Source organism: Sphingomonas yunnanensis (genome assembly GCF_019898765.1).
Taxonomy (GTDB): Bacteria; Pseudomonadota; Alphaproteobacteria; order Sphingomonadales; family Sphingomonadaceae; genus Sphingomonas; species Sphingomonas yunnanensis.
Genome location: NZ_JAIOKB010000001.1, coordinates 318,813 through 337,093, shown reverse-complemented (window position 1 = coordinate 337,093; position 18,281 = coordinate 318,813). Strand labels below are relative to the sequence as shown.

Here is an 18,281-nt window from a genome sequence, read left to right as displayed (position 1 = left end):
ACGGGGAGGCTATCGGGCGCCCAAGCGACCGCGCAAGCGCGCCCGGCTAGCGTCCGGAAAGGCGGTGCCAAAGCAGTCGCGCCGCTCGCGCCGGATGGCCCGTCGGCCGAGTCGGCCAGGTCAGATCGAGTCGCGCCAGCCACGCCAGCGCACCCAGCGCGCGCGCTCGCGCCGGCCAGTGCTGGCCCAGTGCGTCGGACAGCCGCGTCAGCGCGGCGGTGCGGGCCACCGCGGCGAGGTACGGGTCGCTGAGATGGCGCGTGAGATCGGCTAGCGCCCACCCCTCCCCGGCGCGTTCGATCGCTTCCGCGGGCGGGACTCGCAGCAGCGTCGCGGCGGCAGCGAACAGCGAGCCGCCGCGGCCGCGGGCATGCAGCTCCAGCGCCGTCGCGGTCAATGGCGCCTCCAGCAACGCCTCCCATCCCTCGACCTGCTGGGCCAGGACCGCGCCGCTCACGCGCGCGACGACCGTCTCGCCCAGCGTGGCGAGCGTCGGTTCGGCCGGCGGCGGCGCGCGGTCGAGCGCCTCCAGCGCCTCATACCACCAGGTCAGCCGCATCTGCCCGACCAGCGGCTCGCGGGTGGTGCGCAGGATGGCGCCGAGCCGCCCGTCGAGCGCGAGCAGCGCGGCGAGGCCGTCGCGCGCGCCTGCGGGGGCGTAGCCGAGCACCAGCGCGCGCTCCGTGGCTGTGGCGGAGGGCGTTGGAAAATGATCAGTCTCGATCACGCTGACGCTCGCTCCCTCACGTTCGCGCCCGGCGATGCCCGGAAGGTATCAGATGCGCAGCCGATCGCGCTTGTTCCGCTCGCTCCGCCCCGCCCTAGCGCCGCTCGCGCGAGATGACTCGGCTGGACGATCGGGATCGTGGCCGCCGCGCTCGTCTATTCCTTCGACAGCACGGTGATCGTCGAGCATTCGCTCAGACCGCTCGTTCGAACGCGAGAGCAAGTGCGCCACCGTGAGCCATCGGTGAGCGATCGCGAGCGCTAAGCGAAGCGCCTGACGTCATCCTGACCGCGTAACAGGATGACGCTAGGCGATAGCGTTGGCAAATCGTTGAGGCGGGAAAGTGGCACTGCGCCGGCTTCCCGCCTCGTCCATGGTCTCACTTGCGGTAGGTCACCTTCTTCACCGCCGCGACGATCTTGTCCGCGGAGATGAGCGCCAGCTTCTCGAGGTTGGCGGCATAGGGCAGCGGTACGTCCTCGTTGGTAACGCGCAGCACCGGCGCGTCGAGGTCGTCGAAGCCCTGCTCCATCACCACCGCGGCAATCTCGGACGCGATCGAGCAGGTCGGCCAGCCCTCTTCTACCACCACCAGGCGGTTGGTCTTGGCGAGGCTCTTGAGCACCGTCTTCGTGTCGAGCGGCCGTAGCGTGCGCAGGTCGATCACCTCCGCCTCGACGCCCTCGCCCGCCAGCTTCTCGGCGGCCTCGAGCGCGAGCCCGACGCCGATCGAGTAGCTCACGATCGTCACGTCCTTGCCCTGACGCATCACGCGCGCCTTGCCGATCGGCAGCACCCAGTCGTCCAGCTTGGGCACCTCGAACGAGCGGCCGTACAGCAGCTCGTTCTCGAGGAACACCACTGGATCCTGGCTGCGGATCGCCGCCTTGAGCAGGCCCTTGGCGTCGGCCGCGTCATAGGGCGCGATCACGATCAGGCCGGGCACGCTGGCGTACCACGGCCCGTAGTTCTGCGAGTGCTGCGCGCCGACTCGGCTCGCCGCGCCATTGGGACCGCGGAACACGATCGGGCAGCGCATCTGACCGCCCGACATATAGTTGGTCTTGGCGGCCGAGTTGATGATGTGATCGATCGCCTGCATGGCGAAGTTGAATGTCATGAACTCGACGATCGGCTTGAGCCCGCCCATCGCCGCGCCGGTACCGACGCCGGCGAAGCCGTACTCGGTGATCGGCGTGTCGATCACGCGCTTGTCGCCGAACTCGTCGAGCAGGCCCTGGGTCACCTTGTAGGCGCCCTGATATTGCGCGACCTCCTCGCCCATCACGAACACGCGCGCGTCGGCGCGCATCTCCTCCGCCATGGCGTCGCGCAGCGCCTCGCGGACGGTCTGCTTCACCATCTCGGTGCCCGCGGGCACGTCCGGGTCACTCACCTCGGACGTGTGCGCGGCGGCCTCGAACAGCTGGCGCGCGCCGGTATCGACCTTCTCCTGCGCGGGGTGCGCCGAGTCCTCGACCGTGTCGGGCGTCTTCTGCTCGTCCGCCGACGCGTCGCCGCGCGGCGAATCGTCCTTGGTCGCGGCGGTGCTGGCCGGTTCCGCCGACCCCGCCTCCTCGCCCTCACCGGCGAGCTGCAGGATAACGGTGCCGACCTTCACGCCGTCGGTGCCCTCGGCGACCAGGATCTTGGCGACCGTGCCCTCGTCTACCGCCTCGAACTCCATCGTCGCCTTATCGGTCTCGATCTCGGCCATGATGTCGCCGGACTTCACCGTGTCGCCCTCCTTGACGAGCCACTTGGCGAGCGTGCCCTCCTCCATCGTCGGGGACAGCGCCGGCATCTTGATGTCGATCGCCATCTCAATACTTCTCCACCAGGACGTCGGTATACAGTTCGGCCGGATCCGGCTCGGGCGTGCTCTCGGCGAAATCCGCCGCCTCGTTGACCTGCTTGCGGATACGCTGCTCGATCGCCTTGAAGTCCTCCTCCTTGGCGCCGTGCGTCTCGCTCAGCGTGCGCTTCACCGCCTCGATCGGGTCGGACTTGTCGCGCACCGCCTGCACCTCGTCGCGCGAGCGGTACTTGGCGGGATCGGACATCGAGTGGCCGCGGTAGCGATAGGTCTTCATCTCGAGGATGATCGGCCCCTTGCCCGCGCGCACCCAGGCGAGCGCCTCCTCCGCCGCGCCGCGCGCCGCCAGCACGTCCATGCCGTCGATCTGCAGCCCGGGGATGCGGAAGCTCTCGCCGCGCTTGTACAGCTGGTCCTCGGACGAGGCGCGATTGACGCTGGTGCCCATGGCATATTGGTTGTTCTCGATCACGAAGATGATCGGGAGCTTCCACAGCTCGGCCATGTTGAAGGCCTCGTACACCTGGCCCTGGTTGGCCGCGCCGTCGCCGAAATAGGCGAGGCAGACGCCGCCGTCCTCGCTGTACTTGTGCTTGAACGCGAGCCCGGCGCCGAGCGACACCTGCGCGCCGACGATACCGTGGCCGCCGTAGAATTTATGCTCGACGCTGAACATGTGCATCGAGCCGCCCTTGCCCTTGGAGATGCCGGCCTGACGCCCGGTCAGCTCCGCCATCACGTCCTTGGGCGGGATCCCGCACAGCAGCATATGGCCGTGGTCGCGGTAGCCGGTGATCACCGAATCGGCCTCGGTCAGTGCCGACTGGAGCCCGACCGCGACCGCTTCCTGGCCGATGTAGAGGTGGCAGAAGCCGCCGATCAGGCCGAGACCATAGAGCTGTCCCGCCTTCTCCTCGAAGCGGCGGATCAGCAGCATGTCCTCGTAGAATTTGAGCAGCTCTTCCTTGCTGGCCTCATACGGACGCGGGTCCGATGGGCGCTCGCGATTCGTCTTCGTCGGGTCGGCGGGGGGCGTATCGCCGGCGATTACCGGGCTGCGTGCTGGGGCTTTTGCCACGATGGACAGGACCTCATTCCTTGGGAAGATGGGGGCCTATAGGCGCGGGTCGCGTCGGACTGCAAACCCCACCGGGTTGCAAGGGTTTCAGCGCGGGTCTAACCCGCTCCTCCGATGCACGCCCCGATCGATCCGCCGGCCGCGCCGCGCCACCCTCTTCGCATCGCCAACTTCCGCGCCTACTGGCTGGCGCGCTTCTCCGGCACGATCGCGATCAGCGCGCAGGCGATCATCATCGGCTGGCAGGTCTACGGCCTCGCGCGCCAGACGATGGACATCCGCGACGCCGCCTTTCTCCTCGGCATGATCGGGCTCGTGCAGTTCATCCCCCTGTTCCTGCTGACGCCGCTCGTCGGGCTGGTGGCCGATACGGTCGACCGGCGCTGGATCGTGCGCGGCACCACCGCGCTGCTGGTGCTCAACGCCGCGACGCTGGGCGTGCTGACCTGGTCGGGTCAGCTCGGCCTTCCATATCTTTTCGTGTCCGCGGTGCTGATCGGTGTCGCGCGTGCCTTTTCGGGACCGGCCTATTCCGCTTTGGCGCCGAATCTCGTTCCCAAGGAGAGCCTCCCGACCGCGATCGCGATCTCCTCGATCGCCTGGCAATTCGGCACGATCGCGGGGCCGAGCGTCGGCGGACTGCTCTACGCCGTCCACCCCGATATCGCTTATGGCGTAATCGCGGGTCTGCTGCTGCTCGCGCTCGGGCTCATGTTCCTGATCGGCAAGGTGCCGCAGCCGCCCGCGCAGAAAGACCGTCGCCCGCTCCAGCGTATCCTCGACGGCTTCGCCTATGTCCGGCGCAACCGGCTGGTGCTCGCGGCGATCACGCTCGACCTGTTCGCGGTGCTGCTGGCCGGCGCGACCGCGCTGTTACCGATCTTCGCGCGCGACATCCTCCGGGTCGGTGCGCCGGGTCTGGGCGTCCTGGCGGCGGGCATGGGGATCGGCGCGGCCAGCACCGCGCTCTGGTTCTCGTTCCGGCCGATGAAGCGCAACGTCGGCGTCAAGATGCTCGCCTCGGTGGTGGTCTTCGGGCTCGGCATTCTCACCTTCGGGGTGGCGACTCAGCTGACCGACGCGCTCGGCATCACCCATGTGGCGCTCGGCGCGGGGTGGCCGGTGCTCCAGACCGACTTCCTGCTCAGCCTGGTCGGGCTGATCGTCGCGGGCGGCGCGGACATGGTCTCGGTCTATGTCCGCAGCTCGCTGATCCAGCTCCATACGCCCGACTCGATGCGCGGCCGCGTCAGCGCGGTGTCGCAGCTCACCATCTCGGCCTCGAACGAGCTCGGCGAGGCGGAGAGCGGGCTGATGGCGTCGCTGCTCGGCCCGGTCGGCGCCGTCGTCTTCGGCGGCGTCGGCGCGATCGCGATCACCATATTGTGGTCGCGGCTGTTCCCGGAACTGAAGAACGCGCGGACCTTTGACCCGCCCGAGATGCTAGAGACCGAACCCCAGCACGGAGTAGCGCAGCCATGAAGGCCCAGACCATCCTGGAGACGATCGGCAACACGCCGCATATCCGAGTCCGCAAGCTCTTCCCGGGCTCGGAGGTGTGGATCAAGTCCGAGCGATCCAATCCCGGCGGTTCGATCAAGGACCGCATCGCGCTTGCGATGATCGAGGCGGCCGAGGCCTCGGGCGCGCTATCGCCCGGCGGCACGATCGTCGAGCCGACCAGCGGCAACACCGGGATCGGCCTCGCCATGGTCGCCGCAGTGAAGGGCTATAAGCTGATCCTCGTCATGCCCGAGAGCATGAGCCTCGAACGCCGCCGGCTGATGCTCGCCTATGGCGCGCAGTTCGACCTGACCCCGCGCGAGAAGGGGATGAAGGGCGCGATCGAGCGCGCGCTCGAGCTGGTCGAGCAGACGCCGGGCGCGTGGATGCCGCAGCAGTTCGAGAACCCCGCCAACGTCGACGTCCATGTCCGCACGACGTCGCAGGAGATCCTGGACGACTTCCGCGACTCGCCGATCGACGTCATCATCACCGGCGTCGGCACCGGCGGCCACATCACCGGCGTGGCCGAGACGTTGAAGAAGGAATGGCCCAACCTCAAGGTGTTCGCGGTCGAACCTCAGGCGTCGCCGGTGATCTCCGGCGGCCAGGCCGGGCCGCACCCGATCCAGGGCATCGGCGCGGGCTTCATCCCCGCCAACCTCCACACCCAGGCGCTCGACGGTGTGATCGAGGTCGACGCCGCGGTGGCCAAGGACATGGCGCGCCGCGCCGCACGCGAGGAGGGCATGCTGGTCGGCATTTCCTCGGGCGCGACGCTCGCAGCGATCCTTCAGAAGCTTCCCGACCTGCCCGACGACGTGCGCGTGCTCGGCTTCAACTACGACACCGGCGAGCGCTACCTCTCGGTGCCGGACTTCCTGCCGGAGAATTGAGCTGAGCGGCATCGGTATGCGGACGAGCGCGGTCCTCGGCGGCATCGCGCTGCTGGCGATCGCGGGCCCACTGGTGGTGATCCAGCGCGCGCCGGCGGTGCCGCGCGCGATCGCGGCCAAGGTCCGTCCGCCGCAGCGGGTCGCGCCGCCGACCGAGCTGCCCGAGGTCGAGCCGGTCGAGCTGCAGGATCTCACCGCCGAGGAGGCGCGCGCCTACAACGCGGGAATCGCGTTCGTGCGCGGGCCGAAGCCGGCGGCGCAGCCGTTCCGTTTCGCCGGCGACGCCGCCGCGCTGTTGCGCGCGACCGACTGTCTCGCTGCCGCGTCCTGGTACGAGGCGGGCGACGATCCCGCCGGTCAGCGCGCGGTGGCGCAGGTGGTGCTCAACCGGCTGCGTCATCCCGCTTTCCCCAAGACCGTGTGCGGCGTGGTGTTCCAGGGCGCGGAGCGCAGCACCGGCTGCCAGTTCACCTTTACCTGCGACGGCGCGCTGGCGCGGCACCCGAGCGGGCCCGCGTGGGAACGCGCGCGCAGGGTCGCCGCGGACGCGCTGGCGGGCAAGGTCGAGAAGAAGATCGGCTACGCCACCCACTACCACACGGATTGGGTGGTGCCGTACTGGAGCTCGAGCCTCGACAAGATCGCCGAGGTTCACACCCATCTGTTCTTCCGCTGGACGGGATGGTGGGGCACGCCCGCCGCCTTTCGCCGGACGGTATCGAGCGCCGAGCCGGTGATCGCCGCGCTCGCCGCGGTGTCGCCCGCGCACCAGCTGAGCGCCGCGCAGGCAGAGGCGGACGCGGTGACCGCCGCCGCGGTGCCGCTGCTCACGGGCGCACCCGGCCCGGCGCCGGCGGCGACGCCGCTACCCGACGACGAGGACGCCTTCGCGATGCTGCTGGGCCGCGACTCGCCCGAGCGTTACGTCGACGTCGCGCGCGGGGCGTGCGGCGAGCGCGCGCGGTGCAAGTTCATGGGCTGGACCGACCGCGCCCAGCTGCCGGGAAGCGCGACGATGGCTCCGCAGCAGATCGCCGCGATGTCGTTCAGCTATCTTCGCAACAAGGACGCAGGCATCGAGCGCATGCTGTGGAACTGCAAGGAGTTCCCGCGCACAGGCCCGGGCCTGTGCATGCGCCGCCAGCCGGTCTCGCAGCTCGCGCCGCCGTCAGGGCCGCTGCCAACCGGGCCCGAGCCGCTGGATGGCGTGCGACGGCGCGAGGGAGCCAGCGGGAGGAGCCCCTCGCCTGAAGGGGAGGGGTTGGGGCGGGGAGCTTCCTCAGGCGCTACCCCCGCGGCGAAGCCCCACGTCCAGCCCCTATCCTAAAGGGGACCGTTGCATAATCGCGATTGCGCGACCGACCATCGTCATCCCGGCCTGGAGCCGTAATCTATGGCTCGGCAGAAGCGACGGCGTAGCGTTCGCGGCACGATGGATCCCGGCTCAAGGCCGGGATGACGAGAGTCTCGCAGCGATCTCCTACAGGGGGAAAGGAGAGCACAGATCCTCCCCGCTCGCGGGGAGGGGGACCGCGCCCGCTGGGCGGGGTGGAGGGCGGCGACCCGAACGCACCGGCCCGTATGCGGACCCCCGCCGTCATCGCTGACGCGCTGCCACCTCCCCGCGAGCGGGGAGGATGTCGTCGCACGTCCCGGCGAGCACTTCGCAGATGCCTGCCCAAACGCCTGGCCCGCGCATGGAACGCCCGCACTCCCCGCGAGGAGGGAGGCTTCGCGCCATATCGCCCCCTCAGGCCGCCGCGAACATCTCCGGCGGCAGCGCCATGATCGCATCGGCGCCGCCCTCGATCTTGCGGCGCAGCGCGCCCGCCTCCGGCAGCACGCGCTCGGCGAAGAAGCGCGCGGTGACCAGCTTGGCGTCGAGGAAGGCGGCGTCCCCCGCCCCTTCCGCCTTCAGCCGCGCGGCCGCGGCGGCCATGCGCAGCCACATCATCCCGACCGCGACCACGCCGAGGAGATGCATGTACGGGACCGCCCCCGCGCCGATGTTGTTGGGGTCCTTCATGCCGTTCGCGAGGAACCACATGGTCGCCGCCTGCAGCTCGCCCGCGGCCTTCTCCAGCCGGGCCGCGAGGTCGGCGGTCGCGGACTCGGCCTTGCCCGCGGCGATCTCCTCCAGCACCAGCTTGCCGAACGCCTGCACCGCGCGACCGCCGTTGAGCGCGAGCTTGCGCCCGACCAGGTCCATCGCCTGGACGCCGTTGGTGCCCTCGTAGATCATCGCGATGCGCGCATCGCGGACATACTGCTCCATCCCCCACTCGGCGATATAGCCGTGCCCGCCGTAAACCTGCTGCGCGTTGGTCGCGATCTCATAGCCGCGATCGGTGCCGACACCCTTGATCACCGGCGTGAGCAACCCGAGCAGGTCGCCGGCGAGCTGGCGCTCCGCCTCGTCGGTGGCGTGATGCTCGAGATCGGCCTGGAGCGCGCCCCACAGGCAGAGAGCGCGCAGCCCCTCGGTCCAGGCCTTGCCCTCCATCAGCATGCGGCGCACGTCGGGGTGGACGAACAGCGTGTCGGCCTTCTCGCCCGGCTCGGCCGGCCCGGTCAGCGCGCGGCCCTGGCGGCGGTCCTTCGCATACTGCACCGCATTCTGGTAGGCGGTCTCCGCCACGCCGAGCCCCTGCAGCCCGACGCCGAGCCGCGCCGCGTTCATCATGATGAACATCGCGGCGAGCCCCTTCATCTCCTCGCCGACGAGCCAGCCGGTGGCGCCATCATAGTTCATCACGCAGGTCGAGTTGGCGTGGATCCCCATCTTGTGCTCGATCGAGCCGCACGTCACCGCGTTGCGCGCGCCCAGCGAGCCGTCGTCCTCGACCATGACCTTGGGCACCACGAACAGCGAGATGCCCTTGGAGCTGTCGGGCGCGCCCGGCGTCTTCGCCAGCACGAGGTGGATGATATTGTCGGTCAGGTCGTGCTCGCCCGCCGAGATGAAGATCTTGGTGCCGGTGATCTTGTAGCTGCCGTCGGGCTGCGGCTCGGCGCGGGTGCGGATCAGCCCGAGGTCGGTGCCGCACTGCGGCTCGGTGAGGTTCATCGTGCCGCCCCACTCGCCCGACACCATCTTGGGCAGGTACTTCTGCTGCTGCTCGGGGCTGCCCTTCACCACCAGCGCCGCGATCGCGCCGTGCGCCAGCCCGGGGTACATCGCGAATGCCATGTTCGCGGAGATCATATATTCCTGGAAGGCGGTGGACACGACGTGCGGCATCCCCTGCCCGCCGAACGCCTCGGGCGCGCTCAGCGTGCCCCAGCCCGACTCGACGAACTGCCGGTACGCTTCCTTGAACCCCTTGGGGGTGGTGACGCTGCCGTCGGGATGGCGCGTGCAGCCCTCCTGGTCGCCCGACTGGTTGAGCGGGAACAGCACCTCGGCGACGAAGCGGCCGCCCTCCTCCAGCACCGCCTCGACCGTGTCGGGCGTGGCGGCGGCGAAGCCGGGGACGTTGGCGTACCGATCAAGCCCGAGCACCTGCTCGAGCACGAAGCGGGTGTCGCGGATGGGAGGAGTGTATTGCGGCATCGTCTCAGCTTTCCTTGGCTTTGCCACCCTCGACCACCGTCAGGAACTCGGCCAGCTCGGTGATCGCGGCGTCGATATCGTGCTTCTGTTGCTGGAGCGCGGCGATGCGCTCGCGGCAGCGCTCGATCGCCACCGCGCGCTGCTTCTGCCGGCCGTCGCCCGCGTCGTAGAGGTCGATCATCTCGCGGATGTCGGCGAGGCTGAAGCCGACGCGCTTGCCGCGCAGGATCCAGGCTAGCCGGGCGCGGTCGCGGTGCGAGTAGATCCGCACCATGCCGCGCCGCTCGGGCGCGATCAGCCCCTCGTCCTCGTAGAAGCGCAGCGCGCGCGGCGTGACGCCGAACTCGGCCGAGAGGTCCGTGATGGTGAAATGATCGCGGTCCGCGCGCGGCGGCACGACGGCATAAGCGGCAGACACGTCGAGAAGGTCGCTCATGACACGGCGGTAACTTCCCTTTACGTGAACGTCAACTGGCACCGTCGCCGCAGAGGAGACGTCCGTCGGCGCCGCGGGTCCGACTCGCCTCGGCGATCGAGTCGCTCAGTCGCTCGAGTCGCAGACCGGCCAGCGACGCTCGACCGGAGCAGCGCGAGTCGCAGCCAGCGGGCAGTGTTGCGGGAACGATCAGCGCGTCGCGGTCATACCGGAGCGTGACCGTGCAGCTCTTTCCCCACTGCATGGTCAGCGCCGAACCGGCGTGCGCCACACCGCGCGCGACGCAATGCTGGCCCGCGCCATAGTCGACGCTCGCGCCGGCGCTGAGCGCCCCGTCCCGCCGCGGGAGGAGACACAGTCGCGCCGCCTCGGTCGCGAAGACGCCGACCGGCCGTTCGCGCGCCGGCGCGACGATCAGCCCGGCCATGTCAGCGGCGCGCTCCAGCGCGGCGCCCGCGGGCTGTTCATGCGGCGCGGACGACGGCGCACGCTCGCAGCCGGCCAGAAGCAGCCCCGCGAGCGCGAGCGCGCGTCGAGTCACGCGACCGGGCTCAGCGAGCCCTCCGCTGAAGCGGCGCCGAGCGCGACCTGGCGATAGAAGCAACTGCGCGCGCCGGTGTGGCACGCCGGACCGGCGGGATCGACGATCAGCCACAGAGCGTCCTGGTCGCAATCGACCCGCATCTCGACGACGCGCATCACGTTGCCCGAGGTCTCGCCCTTCTTCCACAGCCGCCCGCGACTGCGCGAGAAGAAGGTGGCCTCCCCGCTGGCGCGCGTGGCGGCGATTGCCGCCGCGTCCATGTGCGCGACCATCAGCAGCTCACCGGTCGCTCGGCTGGTCACCACCGCGGTGATCAGCCCGGCCGAGTCGAACTTGGGGAGGAAGTCGGTGCCGGTCTCGCGCGTGTCGATCATGTCGGTCATGTCGACCGCGTAGAGCGAGACGGGACCGGTTTGAAGCCGGGATGTGGGTCGTGCCTCGTGCCCCGGCAGGCCAGGGCACGAGCATGCCGCCGCCGGGTCCTCACAACCTGGATCAGGAACCAGCCTCGGTCGTGGAACGTAACCCCCGCGATGACCGACCTTCTATGGCTGCGCCAGGACCTCCGCCTTCACGATCAGCCCGCGTTGATCGCGGCCGCGCACAGCGGTGCGGTGATCCCGGTCTATGTGCTCGACGACGAGGCGCCCGGCGCCTGGAAGATCGGCGAAGCGCAGCGCTGGTGGCTGCACCACAGCCTCCGTGCGCTCGCGGCGTCGCTCGAGAAGAAGGGCAGCCGGCTGATCCTGCGGCGCGGCCGGGCGGCCGAGGCGCTGCCCGCGCTGGTGGACGAGGCCGGTGCCGAGCGCGTCCACGCTGTCCGCCACTACGAGCCATGGTGGCGCCACGCCGAGGCGGCGCTCGGCGACCGGCTCTGCCTGTACGACGGCAATCACCTGACGCGGATCGAGGACGTCACCACCGGCGGCGGCGCGCCGTACCGGATCTACTCGTCCTTCTGGAAAGGGCTGCAGCCGCACCTGCCGCCCGGGAAGCCGCTCGCCGCGCCGCGTACCATCCCCGCACCCGAGACCTGGCCGAAGAGCGACTCGCTCGCCGACTGGACGCTGCTGCCGACCGCACCCGACTGGTCGGGCGGGTTCGACTGGACGCCGGGTGAGGCCGAGGCGCTGCGCAAGATCAAGCAGCTCGCGCTCGACGGCTATGAGGAGCGCCGCAACCTGCCGAGCGAGGAGGGCACGTCGCGGCTGTCGCCGCACCTCCATTTCGGCGAGGTCTCGCCGCGCACGGTCTGGCACGCCACCGGCGGCGACGACATCACGTTCCGCAAGGAACTGGCGTGGCGCGACTTCACCGACGGCGTCGTGCTCGCTCTGCCCGACTATGCCGACGCGAACGGGCGCGACCGCTACGACAAACTGCCGTGGCGCAGCGGGACGGCGGCTCAGCGCGACCTGCGCGCCTGGCAACGCGGGCGCACGGGCTATCCGATCGTCGACGCCGGGATGCGCCAGCTGTGGCAGAGCGGCTGGATGCACAATCGCGTGCGGATGATCACCGCCTCCTTCCTGGTGAAGCACCTGCTGATCGACTGGCGCGAGGGCGAGCGCTGGTTCTGGGACTGTCTCGTCGACGCCGATTACGGCAACAACGCGGTCAACTGGCAGTGGATCGCGGGTACGGGCGTGGACGCCAACATGTTCAGCCGGATCATGGCGCCGATCCGCCAGTCCGAGAAGTTCGCCGCGGGCGACTATATCCGTCACTGGGTACCCGAGCTGAAGCATCTTCCCGATGCCGCGATCCACGATCCAGACGCGGCGGGCTGCCGCCCCGGCGACTATCCCGCGATGCTGATCGGCCATCGCGAGGCACGTGAACGCGCGCTGGCGGCGGGTAAAAAGGTGCGATAGGCGGCGCGGCATGGATGCCGCGACGACCCGCCCTCCCCCCGCCGCTCTCGGCAGCCGGATCGTGGCGCCGCTGTTCCACCGCATCCTCGACCGCGTCGACCGCGGGCTGGTGACGGGGGCGATCGAGGCCGAGCTGCCCGACGGTACGCGCCGGCTGCTGGGCGGCCATGAGCCAGGGCCGTTCGCGGCAGTGCGCGTTGTGCGCTGGCGCGCGTTGTGGCGGTTGGTCAGCGCCGGCTCGATCGGCTGGTACGAGGGCTGGGAAGCGGGCGACTGGACCAGCCCCGACCCGGTGCCCGTGTTCGACCTGTTCATGCGCAATCGCGCGGCGCTGGGCGATGTCGCGCGCGCCAAGCGCGGCGCCAAGCTGGCGGCGCGGCTGGTCCACCGCCTGCGCCGCAACGATCGCGGCGGCGCGCGCCGCAACGTGGCGGCGCACTATGACCTCGGCAACGACTTCTACCGCGAGTGGCTCGACGAGACGCTGACCTACTCGAGCGCGCGTCACGCCACGCCGGGCGAGCCGCTCGCCGCGGCGCAGCGGCGCAAGCTGGAAGCGATCCTCGCGCGAACCGGGGCGAGCGCGGGGCAGCGCGTGCTCGAGATCGGTTGCGGCTGGGGCTCGTTCGCGGCGACCGCGGCGGCGGCGGGAGTCGGCGTCCACGCGCTGACGCTCTCGACCGAGCAGCGCGACCATGTCGCCGCGCGCGGCCTGTCCGGCGTGAGCGTGGCGTTATGCGACTATCGCGACGTCACCGGCATGTACGACGCGGTCGCCTCGATCGAGATGGTCGAGGCGGTCGGTCCGGATTATTGGCCGGCCTATTGCGCGACGCTCGCGCGCGTGCTGCGCCCCGGCGGCCGCGCCGCGCTCCAGCTGATCGCGATCGCGGACGACGTGTGGGACGCCTATGCGGGCGGCGTCGACTTCATCCAGCGCTACATCTTCCCCGGCGGGTCTCTGGTATCGGTCAGCCGCTTCCGGGCGATCGCCGCGGCGCACGGGCTGGCGTGGCAGGACGAGGAGCGGTTCGGCCTCGACTATGCCGAGACTCTGCTGGAGTGGCGCCGCCGCTTCGACCAGGCCGCCGCTGAAGGTCGGCTGCCGGTGCGGTTCGATGAGCGCTTCCAGCGGCTGTGGCGCTATTATCTGATGTACTGCGAGGGCGGCTTTCGCGGCGGCGGCATCGACGTGCTGCAGGTCACGCTCTTGAAGCAATGACGAGCGGTGACGAAGCGGCCCAATGCTCAACCGTCATCTCGGACATGATCCGGGGCCCATCTTTCCGCGAGAGCAACGCTGGCAGAGGGTGCGGCGCCATGGGTCCCGGCTCAAGGCCGAGACGACGAGTAGGGCCAAGACGACGAGGAGAACCGGAAGAACGAGGTGGTGGCGAGGCGTCGCCGACTAGCCCACGCGCTCGCGGTGGTTCGCGTCGAAGCCGTCGATCGCCAGCGCCGCGATACGCGCCGCGACCGCCTCGGGCGGCTTGACCGATGCCGGGTCCTCACCCGGATACGCGCGCGCGCGCATCTTGGTGCGCGTCGCGCCGGGGTCGAGCACGGCGACACGCACCTTGCTCACCTCGGCCATCTCGTCGCCGTACGCCTCGAGCAGCGTCTCGAACGCTGCCTTGGACGCGCCATACGCCCCCCAATAGGCCCGCGGCGTGCGCGCCACCGAGGAGGTCACCCCGATCACCCGCGCGCCGGCGGAGCGCCGCAGCATCGGGTCGAATGCCTGGATCATCGCCACCTGTGCGGAGACGTTGAGCGTCAGCACCTGCGCCAACTCCTTGGCGTCGATCGCAGGCACCGCGGCGAGCGAGCCGAGCATCGCGGCGTTGAGCACCAGCACGTCGAGCGCCTCCCAGCGCTCGCCGATCGCGGTGGCGAGCCGCGCGATCGAGTCGCTCTGCGCGAGGTCGAGCGGCGCGATCGTCGCCGAGCCCCCCGCGTCAAAGATCGCCTGCTCGACTTCCTCCAGCCCCGCAGCGGTGCGCGCTGTGAGCACGACGTGCGCGCCCGCCGCGGCGAGCGCGATGGCGGTGGCGGCACCGATGCCGCGGCTCGCGCCGGTCACCAGCGCGAGCTTGTCCGTCAGTGCCTCGCTCACGTTGCTCAGTTCACCCGCTCGGCGAGTATCGCGAACTGGTCGACCGAACTGCTCTCGTCATGGTCGGTCAGCGTGGTGGGATAGTCGCCGGTGAAGCACGCGTCGCAATATTTGGGCCGGATGTCGGCGCGGTGGCTCTCGCCCAACGCCTTGTAGAGCCCGTCGATCGAGACGAACGCCAGACTGTCGGCGTGGATGAAGTCGGTCATCCCGCCGAGGTCGTGCTTGGCCGCGAGCAATTTGGCGCGCTCTGGCGTGTCGACGCCGTAGAAGCAGCTGTGGCTGGTCGGCGGCGAGGCGATGCGCATGTGCACCTCGGCCGCGCCGGCCTCGCGCATCATCTGCACGATCTTAAGGCTGGTGGTGCCGCGCACGATCGAATCATCGACCAGAATCACCTTCTTGCCCTGGATCAGCGCGCGATTGGCGTTGTGCTTGAGCTTGACGCCGAGGTGGCGGACCTTGTCGCCCGGCTGGATGAACGTCCGCCCCACGTAGTGCGAGCGGATGATGCCGAGCTCGAACGGGATGCCCGACTGCTGCGCGTAGCCGATCGCCGCGGGCACGCCCGAATCAGGCACGGGGATCACCAGATCGGCGTCGACCGGCGATTCGATGGCGAGCTGCGCGCCGATCCCCTTGCGCACCGAGTAGATCGAGTGATCGTCGACGATCGAGTCGGGACGCGAGAAATAGACCCATTCGAAGATGCACGGCCGCGCCGCCAGCTTGGCGAAGGGGCGGATCGATCGCACCTGGCCGTTCTGCACGATCACCAGCTCGCCCGGCTCGACCGAGCGCTCGAACTCGGCGCCGACCACGTCGAGCGCGACCGTCTCCGAGGCGAAGATCACCGCGTCGCCGAGGCGCCCCATCACCAGCGGGCGGATGCCGAGCGGGTCGCGGCACGCGATCATGCCCTCGGGGGTCATCACGATCAGCGAATAGGCGCCCTCGATCTGCTTGAGCGCGTCGATGAACTTATCGAGCAGCGTGCGATATTGGCTGGTCGCGACGAGGTGGATGATCGTCTCTGTGTCCGAGGTCGACTGGAAGATCGAACCGCGCCGCACCAGCTCGCGCCGCAGCCGCATCGCGTTGGAGATGTTGCCGTTGTGCGCGATCGCGAAGCCGCCCGACTGGAGCTCGGCGTAGAGCGGCTGGACGTTGCGCAGCGCGGTCTCGCCCGTCGTCGAGTAGCGCACGTGCCCGCACGCCACCTCGCCCGCGAGCGCGCGGATGATGTCGTCGCGGTCGAAATTGCCAGCGACATGGCCCATCGCGCGGTGGGTGTGGAAGTCGTGGCCGTCGAAGCTGGTGATGCCGGCGGCTTCCTGGCCGCGATGCTGCAGGGCGTGGAGCCCCAGCGCCACCAGCGCCGCGGCGCCCTCGGAGCCGGAGGCGCCGAAAATTCCGCACTCCTCGTGCAGATGGTCGTCGTCGAACGGGTTCGTGGTCAGCATGTGCGGAGGCTCGCCTGGTGCGTGGCCGCATATAGCGACTGTCGCGGGAATGTCATCCAGCTGCGGCAGCTTGGAGCGGGACCGAGCGGGTCCTCGGACGCGCGGGCGCGCCGATCGACCCGCGCTCGCGTCAGAATCCCTGCCTCCCACCTCTCCGTCATACCGGACTTGTTCCGGGATCCAGGGTGCCGCGTACACCGAAGCCGCCGCTCTCGCGGAAGGGTGGATCGCGGACCAAGTCCGGGATGACGGAGGACGGTGGGGCGTCTGGACGATCCATGTCAGCCGCTGCGCAGCCAAGGAAATCGGCTCCCTCATATACCGCCGCCAGCCGCTCGATCACCGCGACGTGGCGCGCCGCGATCGCCATCACGTCGTCGCCGTAGCCGCCGCCCACGGTGCTCGCCAGCGGCACGCCGCGCGCGAGCGCCAGCCCTCCCACCAGCCGGTCGCGCCGCGCCAGCCCCGCGTCGCTCAGCGCGAGTCGGCCGAGCCGGTCGCCGGCATAGGGGTCCACCCCGCCCTGGTAGAGGATCAGGTCGGGCTGCACCTCGTCGAGCAGGGGCACCAACGTCTCCTCGAGTTGCGCCAGATAATCGTCGTCGCCGAGCGCGTCGGGCAGCGCGACGTCGACCGTCGAGCAGGCCTTGCGCACCGGGAAGTTCTTCGCGGCGTGGATCGAGTAGGTCGTGATTGCCTCGTGGCCCGCAGTCAGCGCCGCGGTGCCGTCGCCCTGGTGGACGTCGACGTCGACGATCAGGATCCGCTCCGCCGCGCGCTCGGCGGCGAGCCGTACCGCCGCCACCGCGAGATCGTTGAAGACGCAATAGCCCGCCCCCGTGGTCGCCAGCGCGTGATGGCTGCCGCCCGCGGTGTTGGCGGCGAAGCCGTGCGCCAGCGCCAGCCGCGCCGCCATATAAGTGCCGCCCGGCACCAGCGCGGCGCGGCGCGCCACGACCTCGGTCACCGGGAAACCGATGCGCCGCTCCTTCTCGCGCGGGACCGCGGCGGCAAGCACCTCGGCGACATAGTCGGGATCGTGCGTGGCCTCGAGCCACTCGCGCGGCATCGGCGCGGGCTCGTGCCAGGTCACCGCCGCGCCCCGATCGAGCAGAAGGTCGCGGATCGCGCCGTTCTTGCCCCAGCGATAGGTGCTGCGCGCGGGCGCCTCGGTGACATAGGCGCGATGGTGGACGACCCGGATCATCTGCCTAAGATAAGGCGAGGATCGCGGCGCGCCATCGCGCCCCCGCAGAGGAGCGCGCATGACCGACCGACCCGCCCCCGCCGCCGAGCGGACACCCTTCGTCCGCCCCGACGTCGCGGCCTTCCTGACCTATCTCAACAACGTCCCCGGCCCCAGGATGCACGAGATGCCGCCCGCCGAGGCGCGCGCGATGATGGTGGCGATGAAGGACGTCGCCGACCTGCCGCGCGGCGAGCTGGCGGTGGTGCGCGACCTCACCCTGCCCGGCCCCGGCGGCGAGCTGCGCGCACGGCTGTTCGACTCGCGCGAGAGCCGGGCGCCGGGGCCGGCGGTGGTATTCTTCCACGGCGGCGGCTGGGTGATCGGCGACCTCGACACCTATGCCAGCTTCACCGCGGAGATGGCGCGCCAGCTCGACCTGCCGGTGATCTCGGTCGATTACCGCCTCGCGCCCGAGGCGCGCTGGCCCGCCGCGCCCGACGACGCCGAGGCGGCGGCGCGCTGGGTCGCATCAGGACCGGAGGTGCTCGGCCGCGGCGTCACCGCGCTGGTGCTATCGGGCGACAGCGCCGGGGGCAACCTCGCCATCATCGTCGCCGGCGCGCTGCGCGACCATCCCGCCGCGGTACCGGTGATCGTGCAGGCGCCGATCTATCCCGCCACCGACGCCAGCCGCCCCTATGCCTCGTTCGACGCCTTCGCCGACGGCTATCTGCTCACGCGCGAGGGGATGGCCTGGTTCAACGACCATTATGCCGGAGACCCGCGCCACCCGCGCTTCTCGCCGCTGCTCGGCGACGTCGCAGGCCTGCCGCGCGCGGTGATCGTCACCGCGAGTCTCGACCCGATACGCGACCAGGGGCGCGCCTACGCCGCCGCGCTGGCACAGGCGGGCGTGGCGGTGACCTTCCGCGAGGCACAGGGCAACATCCACGGCTTCATCACGCTGCGTCGGGCGATCCCCTCCTCGCAGGGCGACGTCGCCGGCTTCCTCGCGGCGGTGCGCGCCACGGTCACCGAGGCCGAAGGCGAGCGCGTGCTGCGGCAGGCGGCGGGGTGAAGTCGCTT

At 70.2% G+C, this 18,281-nt stretch carries 16 protein-coding genes; 6 read left to right on the top strand and 10 right to left on the bottom strand.

Annotated elements, in window-relative coordinates; genetic code table 11:
* Positions 1–46 precede the first annotated feature (46 nt).
* The 3 genes from K7957_RS01515 to pdhA all read right to left on the bottom strand — a co-directional run bounded on the left by K7957_RS01515 (position 47) and on the right by pdhA (position 3,621).
* Entirely contained in the window at positions 47–727 is a 681-nt protein-coding gene (locus K7957_RS01515; protein ID WP_343228266.1) for a squalene/phytoene synthase family protein, read from the bottom strand.
* Positions 728–1,106: 379 nt separating this feature from the next.
* Positions 1,107–2,549: a pyruvate dehydrogenase complex E1 component subunit beta gene (locus K7957_RS01510; protein ID WP_223010233.1), complete on the bottom strand. Its 1,443-nt coding sequence runs from the start codon at positions 2,547–2,549 to the stop codon at positions 1,107–1,109.
* Between the two features lies 1 nt (position 2,550).
* Positions 2,551–3,621 (bottom strand): pyruvate dehydrogenase (acetyl-transferring) E1 component subunit alpha, encoded by a 1,071-nt coding sequence (gene pdhA, locus K7957_RS01505; RefSeq protein WP_223010232.1) that lies wholly within the window; start codon positions 3,619–3,621, stop codon positions 2,551–2,553.
* Positions 3,622–3,735: 114 nt separating this feature from the next.
* On the opposite strand from pdhA, the gene K7957_RS01500 reads away from it, so the two are divergent.
* Genes K7957_RS01500 through K7957_RS01490 form a run of 3 tightly spaced genes read left to right on the top strand, consistent with a single transcriptional unit; the run spans position 3,736 to position 7,347 of the window.
* Positions 3,736–5,103: an MFS transporter gene (locus K7957_RS01500; protein ID WP_223010231.1), complete on the top strand. Its 1,368-nt coding sequence runs from the start codon at positions 3,736–3,738 to the stop codon at positions 5,101–5,103.
* Positions 5,100–6,020: a cysteine synthase A gene (gene cysK / locus K7957_RS01495; protein ID WP_223010230.1), complete on the top strand. Its 921-nt coding sequence runs from the start codon at positions 5,100–5,102 to the stop codon at positions 6,018–6,020. The genes K7957_RS01500 and cysK overlap by 4 nt, the downstream gene beginning before the upstream one ends.
* A gap of 16 nt (positions 6,021–6,036) precedes the next feature.
* Positions 6,037–7,347: a cell wall hydrolase gene (locus K7957_RS01490; protein WP_223010229.1), complete on the top strand. Its 1,311-nt coding sequence runs from the start codon at positions 6,037–6,039 to the stop codon at positions 7,345–7,347.
* 423 nt (positions 7,348–7,770) lie between these two features.
* Here the strand turns inward: K7957_RS01490 and K7957_RS01485 are convergent, their stop codons facing one another.
* The 4 genes from K7957_RS01485 to hisI are packed head-to-tail and all read right to left on the bottom strand — an operon-like array spanning position 7,771 to position 10,927.
* On the bottom strand, positions 7,771–9,573 hold the full coding sequence (locus tag K7957_RS01485) for an acyl-CoA dehydrogenase C-terminal domain-containing protein (RefSeq protein WP_223010228.1): 1,803 nt from the start codon (positions 9,571–9,573) through the stop codon (positions 7,771–7,773).
* Between the two features lie 4 nt (positions 9,574–9,577).
* Positions 9,578–10,009, bottom strand: coding sequence for a MerR family transcriptional regulator (locus K7957_RS01480; protein ID WP_223010227.1), 432 nt, complete (start codon positions 10,007–10,009; stop codon positions 9,578–9,580).
* A gap of 31 nt (positions 10,010–10,040) precedes the next feature.
* Positions 10,041–10,550, bottom strand: coding sequence for a hypothetical protein (locus tag K7957_RS01475; protein WP_223010226.1), 510 nt, complete (start codon positions 10,548–10,550; stop codon positions 10,041–10,043).
* Positions 10,547–10,927: a phosphoribosyl-AMP cyclohydrolase gene (gene hisI, locus K7957_RS01470; protein ID WP_223011068.1), complete on the bottom strand. Its 381-nt coding sequence runs from the start codon at positions 10,925–10,927 to the stop codon at positions 10,547–10,549. The genes K7957_RS01475 and hisI overlap by 4 nt, the downstream gene beginning before the upstream one ends.
* A gap of 159 nt (positions 10,928–11,086) precedes the next feature.
* Between hisI and K7957_RS01465 the strand changes: the two genes are divergently transcribed.
* Both K7957_RS01465 and K7957_RS01460 read left to right on the top strand, forming a co-directional pair.
* A complete protein-coding gene (locus K7957_RS01465; protein ID WP_223010225.1) occupies positions 11,087–12,427 on the top strand; it encodes a cryptochrome/photolyase family protein in 1,341 nt (446 codons plus the stop codon).
* Positions 12,428–12,437: 10 nt separating this feature from the next.
* Positions 12,438–13,649, top strand: coding sequence for an SAM-dependent methyltransferase (locus K7957_RS01460; RefSeq protein ID WP_223010224.1), 1,212 nt, complete (start codon positions 12,438–12,440; stop codon positions 13,647–13,649).
* Between the two features lie 186 nt (positions 13,650–13,835).
* Here the strand turns inward: K7957_RS01460 and K7957_RS01455 are convergent, their stop codons facing one another.
* The 3 genes from K7957_RS01455 to K7957_RS01445 all read right to left on the bottom strand — a co-directional run bounded on the left by K7957_RS01455 (position 13,836) and on the right by K7957_RS01445 (position 17,213).
* Entirely contained in the window at positions 13,836–14,543 is a 708-nt protein-coding gene (locus K7957_RS01455) for an SDR family NAD(P)-dependent oxidoreductase (RefSeq protein ID WP_223010223.1), read from the bottom strand.
* A gap of 5 nt (positions 14,544–14,548) precedes the next feature.
* Positions 14,549–16,006: an amidophosphoribosyltransferase gene (gene purF / locus K7957_RS01450; RefSeq protein ID WP_223010222.1), complete on the bottom strand. Its 1,458-nt coding sequence runs from the start codon at positions 16,004–16,006 to the stop codon at positions 14,549–14,551.
* 157 nt (positions 16,007–16,163) lie between these two features.
* Positions 16,164–17,213 carry a histone deacetylase family protein gene (locus K7957_RS01445; protein ID WP_223010221.1) on the bottom strand — a complete coding sequence of 350 codons (1,050 nt, stop codon included), beginning with the start codon at positions 17,211–17,213 and terminating at the stop codon, positions 16,164–16,166.
* Positions 17,214–17,271: 58 nt separating this feature from the next.
* On the opposite strand from K7957_RS01445, the gene K7957_RS01440 reads away from it, so the two are divergent.
* Positions 17,272–18,273, top strand: coding sequence for an alpha/beta hydrolase (locus tag K7957_RS01440; protein WP_223010220.1), 1,002 nt, complete (start codon positions 17,272–17,274; stop codon positions 18,271–18,273).
* The last annotated feature ends 8 nt before the right edge of the window (positions 18,274–18,281 follow it).

What these genes read in the sequence shown, in the direction of transcription:
- K7957_RS01510 (WP_223010233.1), bottom strand. Translation starts at nt 2,549, where the DNA reads ATGGCGATCGACATCAAGATGCCGGCGCTGTCCCCGACGATGGAGGAG.
- K7957_RS01500 (WP_223010231.1), top strand. Translation starts at nt 3,736, where the DNA reads ATGCACGCCCCGATCGATCCGCCGGCCGCGCCGCGCCACCCTCTTCGC.
- cysK (WP_223010230.1), top strand. Translation starts at nt 5,100, where the DNA reads ATGAAGGCCCAGACCATCCTGGAGACGATCGGCAACACGCCGCATATC.
- K7957_RS01490 (WP_223010229.1), top strand. Translation starts at nt 6,037, where the DNA reads ATGCGGACGAGCGCGGTCCTCGGCGGCATCGCGCTGCTGGCGATCGCG.
- K7957_RS01485 (WP_223010228.1), bottom strand. Translation starts at nt 9,573, where the DNA reads ATGCCGCAATACACTCCTCCCATCCGCGACACCCGCTTCGTGCTCGAG.
- K7957_RS01480 (WP_223010227.1), bottom strand. Translation starts at nt 10,009, where the DNA reads ATGAGCGACCTTCTCGACGTGTCTGCCGCTTATGCCGTCGTGCCGCCG.
- hisI (WP_223011068.1), bottom strand. Translation starts at nt 10,927, where the DNA reads ATGATCGACACGCGCGAGACCGGCACCGACTTCCTCCCCAAGTTCGAC.
- K7957_RS01465 (WP_223010225.1), top strand. Translation starts at nt 11,087, where the DNA reads ATGACCGACCTTCTATGGCTGCGCCAGGACCTCCGCCTTCACGATCAG.
- K7957_RS01460 (WP_223010224.1), top strand. Translation starts at nt 12,438, where the DNA reads ATGGATGCCGCGACGACCCGCCCTCCCCCCGCCGCTCTCGGCAGCCGG.
- purF (WP_223010222.1), bottom strand. Translation starts at nt 16,006, where the DNA reads ATGCTGACCACGAACCCGTTCGACGACGACCATCTGCACGAGGAGTGC.
- K7957_RS01445 (WP_223010221.1), bottom strand. Translation starts at nt 17,213, where the DNA reads ATGATCCGGGTCGTCCACCATCGCGCCTATGTCACCGAGGCGCCCGCG.
- K7957_RS01440 (WP_223010220.1), top strand. Translation starts at nt 17,272, where the DNA reads ATGACCGACCGACCCGCCCCCGCCGCCGAGCGGACACCCTTCGTCCGC.